Origin of the sequence: Micromonospora foliorum (genome assembly GCF_022229015.1) — a bacterium.
Classification (GTDB): domain Bacteria; phylum Actinomycetota; class Actinomycetes; order Mycobacteriales; family Micromonosporaceae; genus Micromonospora; species Micromonospora foliorum.
On the sequence record NZ_JAKKFF010000487.1, the window covers coordinates 1 to 4,587 of the forward strand.

Genomic DNA, 4,587 nt, shown 5'->3' on the forward strand with positions numbered 1-4,587 from the left:
CTCTCCGGCGTCGGCGCGCCGCTCGGGCCCGTCCCCCCCGGGCCCGACCCCGGCCCGCCAGCTCGCCGGCAGCCGCTCGGCGATGCCGGCCAGCACGGCCCGCTCGTCACCGGTGGCCGCGAGCACACCGACCTCGCGCCGCAACCTCGCCCCGTCCTCGAACGGGGTGACCCGGCAGCCGGACGCGATCCGCGCCGGACCCAGCTCCAGCAGACCGGCCACACCAGCCGCGTGGGCCAACTCGCCGACCGCCCGGTCGACCACCGGGCCGGCCTGATCCAGGGAACGCTGTTCGCGCACGGTCGGCGGATCGTCCCGCACCGACATCCAGGTGAGCCCGGCCAGCAACACGGCCCACGCCACGCTCACGGCCAGCAGCCAACGTCGCCGCGGCCGGGCCGGTGCCGGCGCGGCAGGGCCGGCCGAGGAGGCCCAACCCGTCTGCACAGCACCGCTCACCCGGCCATGGTGTCACGCGCCCGCCGCCGGTCCGGCGGCGGAGGCGGTCGGCAGGACGGGACGACGGCCGGTCAGTGGTCGTTCAGCCGGGCCGGCGGGTCGAGTCGGTAGCCGACCCCTCGCACGGTGTGCAGTTGCGGCCCACCCGGCAGGCCCCGCAACCTGCGGCGAAGCCGTTTGATCGTGGACTGCAGAGCGGCGGTGTCCGCGCCACCCAGCGCGGAGGCGCAGAGCTGTTCGTAGCTCCACACCACCAGCGGCGGACCCATGAGCAGGGCGAGCAGTTCCCGTTCGGTGGGGGTCAGCGGGAGCGGGTCGCCGCGCCAGGTGATCCGGTGGCCGGCCCGGTCGACGGCCAGCTCACCCCACTGCACCAGGCCCTGCGCCTCGGTGGGCGGAAGGGCCGTGGGATCGACCGGCGCCGGGGCCGTCGGCGACGACAGCAGCTCACGCAGTTCGGTCAGGTCGGCGCAGCTGAGCACCGGGGCGAGCCCGCCGAGTTGGCCCAGCACCCGCTCCCGCATCGACACGTCGGTGCCCACACAGAGGACGATGGGAACCCCTTCGTCGGACACGCCACTTTCATCCCTGAATTCCACCCGTAGATAGTGACGCATGCCGATGGATTTCGGCACCCGCCCGGCGCGCCGCTGCGGGGAAACGACCGGGGCCAGCCACCCCAGGAGGGTGACCGGCCCCGGTCGATCAGAGCAGTGGGTCAGGCGACGGTGACGGCAACCTCGTTGACACCCCGGCCGGCAGTGACCGCGGTGTCACCGTTGCCGTGCCGGGACAACGCCCGCAGCGTCCAGGAACCCGGCGCGGCGAAGAACCGGAACTGCCCGGCGGCCGAGGTGACCACCTCGGCGGTGAACTCACCGGTCGAGTCGAGCAGCCGGACGTACGCGCCCGGCACCGGCTCGGCCTCGGAGGAACGGACGATGCCGGTGATGACGGTTTCCTTCTCCAGGTCCAGGCTGGCCGGCAGCGGCGCGGCCTGGTCCGGTGCGGCGCAACCCGCGGCGGTGGGAAGAGTCATGATCAGGCCTCCCCGGGTTCGTCGCCGAGCGCGACCGGCACACCGACCAGCGAGCCGTACTCGGTCCAGGAGCCGTCGTAGTTCTTGACGTTGCGGTGACCCAGCAGCTCCTGGAGCACAAACCAGGTGTGCGACGAGCGCTCACCGATCCGGCAGTACGCGATGGTCTCCTTGCCGTCGTCGAGCCCCGCGTCACCGTAGATCTTGCGCAGCTCGTCGTCGGACCGGAAGGTGCCGTCCTCGTTGGCCGCCTTGGACCACGGCACGCTGATCGCGGTGGGGATGTGGCCGGCCCGCTGCGCCTGCTCCTGCGGCAGGTGGGCGGGGGCGAGCAGGCGACCGGCGAACTCGTCGGGGCTGCGCACGTCGACCAGGTTCTTGGTGCCGATCGCGGCGACGACCTCGTCGCGGAAGGCCCGGATGGAGGTGTCCGGCTCCTGCGCGACGTACTGCGTCGCCGGGCGGGACACCGCGTCGGTGACGAGCGGGCGGGCGTCCAGCTCCCACTTCTTGCGGCCGCCGTCGAGCAGCTTCACGTCACGGTGGCCGTAGAGCTTGAAGTACCAGTAGGCGTAGGCGGCGAACCAGTTGTTGTTGCCGCCGTACAGGATGACGGTGTCGTCGTTGCTGATGCCCCGCTCGGACAGCAGTGCCTCGAACTGCGTCTTGTTGACGAAGTCCCGGCGGACCTGGTCCTGGAGGTCGGTCTTCCAGTCAATCTTGATGGCGCCGGCGATGTGGCCGGTGTCGTAGGCCGAGGTGTCCTCGTCGACCTCGACGAAGACGACGCCCGGGGCGTCGAGGTTCTTCTCGGCCCACTCGGCCGAAACGAGTGCGGTGTCGCGACTCATCGAATCACTCCCTGGTGAGGATGGATGGTGAGCCAACGCGCGCGAATCGATTGGGTGTATCAGTCGCACCACGCGCGGGACCCAGCGGAAGGACGGGATCACGGGTTCGTGCGACGGCGCCGCTGCCGGGCGTTCGGTGGGATAACCGGAGGGTGCGAGAACCCTGTTGCCGGTGGCCGCCGTCAGGCGGCCGGAGACAGCCCCGCCGTCAGATGACGGGGCGACACAGGCAGGTGGCCACGCGGCACAGGTCGACCGCGCGCCGTTTGGTGAGGTGGGTCCCCATGGCCAGGAACCCTACCAGCCAGTGACCGTGCTGCCACTCAGCCGACCACCATCCGGGAATCGCCGGGGCCGCCGAGGATGTCGGCGTCCCACCGCGCCGCCGGCGTCAGCCAGCGGAGTTGATCGGCACGTTCTTGGCGTCGGCGGTGACCGCCAACCCTTCCGGCAGTGGACGGACCTCTCGGACCGCGAGCTGGAACGGCAGGTCCGGGAGGGGCACGTCGATGGAGATGCTCTTGGCGTAGTTGCTCAGGAAGGCGCGGGCCAGCGGCAGGTTCGGCAGACCCGCGGCGTCCAGGTCGTTGAAACGCAGGGCGACCGCGCCGTTGTCGGCGACGGTGACGTCGGCGGTGCCGCTGATGGTGAGCTTCTGACCGAGGATGTCGGCCGGGGCCTTGACGGTGAGCTTGCCGTTCTGCTCGCCGAGGGTGAGCCCCGGGCGGTTCAGCAGCGCGGCCAGACTCTCGTAGCTGATCGTGCCGGCGCCGTTGACGGTGTCCGCCACGACGTCACCCTGGCCGGTGCGCAGGGTGTCCAGCGAGGCCCGCACGTTGCGGGCGGTCACATCGAGCACCGGCAACCGGACGGCGTCGCCCTCGACCGAGGCCTGCACGTCCCGCAGGTTGATGGTGATGCGCTGGTAACGGCCGTCCAGCACCTGGGTGAGGAACGGAGTCCCGCCCACCTCCACCTCAGGCGCGGCGGACTGCGCGCCCTGCTTGGTGATCTCCTGACGCACACGGTCGGCGATCATCCGCTCGGCGACCCCGACCGCCACCCGGTCGGCGACCACCAGCAACCCCGCCAGCAGCAGGAGCAGAACCAGGAACCCGATGAGCACCTTGCGGCCACGCCGTCGGGGTCGCGCCTCGTCCACCGGATAGTCCTGCGCCACGCCGCCTCCTGTCTCCGCCCGTCGCACCGCGACGGGTTGTTCGTACCGACGCCGCCGGGCGGCGCACCCGTAGGTACCCGACCGGCTCCGCGCTCAACCGTGACTCAGAGGAACAGCATGCACATGGCGTACGCGGCGGGCGCCGCCAGGGCGAAGCCGCCGAGCGGACCCTGCATGTGCCGGGCCACCCACATCGTGGGCGGTTCACCGGCCATCAACCGGCCCGCCTCCGCGTACCCCACGGCGAGGTCGGAGAGGACGGCGGTGACCGCCGCGACCAGACCGATCACGGCGGCCCGGGTCGGTGTGAAGGGAGCCACCAAATAGCTGCCGAGGAGTGCGCTGGTCAACGTGCCGACCATCGCGCCGGCCACGACGCCAGCGGCGCCCCGGGGCACCTGCGGGGCGAGCCGGGGCCAGGGCAGTACGGCGTCGGTGAGCCGGGCGACGGTGAGCGCGACACCGCTCGCGGTCAGGCAGACGGTGATCGCCTGGGTGCCGGCCGGGATCCGGCTGAGCACGATCAGGGTGCCGAAGGCCACCACGCCGACCACGATGAGCAGCGTGGCCCCGAGGGAGTCGGTGACCCGAACCCGGTCGACCCGACGAACCAGCTGGCCGAGCACCGCGGCGAGGAAACCGCCAGCGGCCAGGTAGCCCAGCGGCGCCAGGCCGGCGACGTCGGTCTGCACCGCGGCGATGTCGGCGAGCGCCGCGACCGCGGCGCTGATCCCGGCGACCACCAGCAGTGCGGGCGGCCGCATGGCCATCGTCCAGGCGAGCACGAACAGCAGTTGGACGCCGAAGATGATGAAGGCGAACGGCAGCCGGTGACCGGGGCCCGACGTCTGCGCGCCGAGCACCAGGCCGACACCGAGCAGCGCGGCGAAGCCGGCGATGGTCAGCGCCAGCTGGCGGTGCACCTCGACCGGGGGTATGACCTCCTCTTCCGGCTCGTCGATCTCGTCTTCGGATCGGCGGGCCGGCTCGCCGGCGCGGCGGGCACGGCGCGGCCCACCCCGTTCGCGGCGATCGCCGTCGGTGGTGGCCGGGCCGGT

General features: G+C 72.1%; 6 protein-coding genes and 1 pseudogene. All 7 read right to left on the reverse strand.

Going from position 1 to position 4,587, the window contains the following annotated elements:
- A pseudogene (locus PSH25_RS28625) lies at positions 1-459 on the reverse strand (hypothetical protein); the annotation flags it as partial.
- A 71-nt stretch (positions 460-530) separates the two neighbouring features.
- Entirely contained in the window at positions 531-1,076 is a 546-nt protein-coding gene (locus tag PSH25_RS28630) for a winged helix-turn-helix domain-containing protein (RefSeq protein ID WP_372492869.1), read from the reverse strand.
- 101 nt (positions 1,077-1,177) lie between these two features.
- Complete coding sequence (locus tag PSH25_RS28635) at positions 1,178-1,498, reverse strand: DUF1416 domain-containing protein (protein WP_112674100.1); 321 nt, start codon at positions 1,496-1,498, stop codon at positions 1,178-1,180.
- A 2-nt stretch (positions 1,499-1,500) separates the two neighbouring features.
- The gene (locus PSH25_RS28640; RefSeq protein WP_238661998.1) at positions 1,501-2,349 is read right to left on the reverse strand and encodes a sulfurtransferase; all 849 of its coding nucleotides are present in this window, start codon (positions 2,347-2,349) and stop codon (positions 1,501-1,503) included.
- A 208-nt stretch (positions 2,350-2,557) separates the two neighbouring features.
- The gene (locus PSH25_RS34255) at positions 2,558-2,635 is read right to left on the reverse strand and encodes an Ms5788A family Cys-rich leader peptide (RefSeq protein ID WP_310503780.1); all 78 of its coding nucleotides are present in this window, start codon (positions 2,633-2,635) and stop codon (positions 2,558-2,560) included.
- A 105-nt stretch (positions 2,636-2,740) separates the two neighbouring features.
- Positions 2,741-3,529: an LmeA family phospholipid-binding protein gene (locus PSH25_RS28645; protein WP_238661999.1), complete on the reverse strand. Its 789-nt coding sequence runs from the start codon at positions 3,527-3,529 to the stop codon at positions 2,741-2,743.
- 104 nt (positions 3,530-3,633) lie between these two features.
- Positions 3,634-4,587, reverse strand: a 954-nt coding sequence (locus PSH25_RS28650; RefSeq protein WP_238662000.1) for a hypothetical protein, incomplete at its 5' end; no start/stop codon positions are given.

Bases quoted from the DNA above. Each gene is read 5' to 3' on its own strand.
- PSH25_RS28630 (WP_372492869.1), bottom strand. From the start codon at position 1,076: ATGCGTCACTATCTACGGGTGGAATTCAGGGATGAAAGTGGCGTGTCC.
- PSH25_RS28635 (WP_112674100.1), bottom strand. From the start codon at position 1,498: ATGACTCTTCCCACCGCCGCGGGTTGCGCCGCACCGGACCAGGCCGCG.
- PSH25_RS28640 (WP_238661998.1), bottom strand. From the start codon at position 2,349: ATGAGTCGCGACACCGCACTCGTTTCGGCCGAGTGGGCCGAGAAGAAC.
- PSH25_RS34255 (WP_310503780.1), bottom strand. From the start codon at position 2,635: ATGGGGACCCACCTCACCAAACGGCGCGCGGTCGACCTGTGCCGCGTG.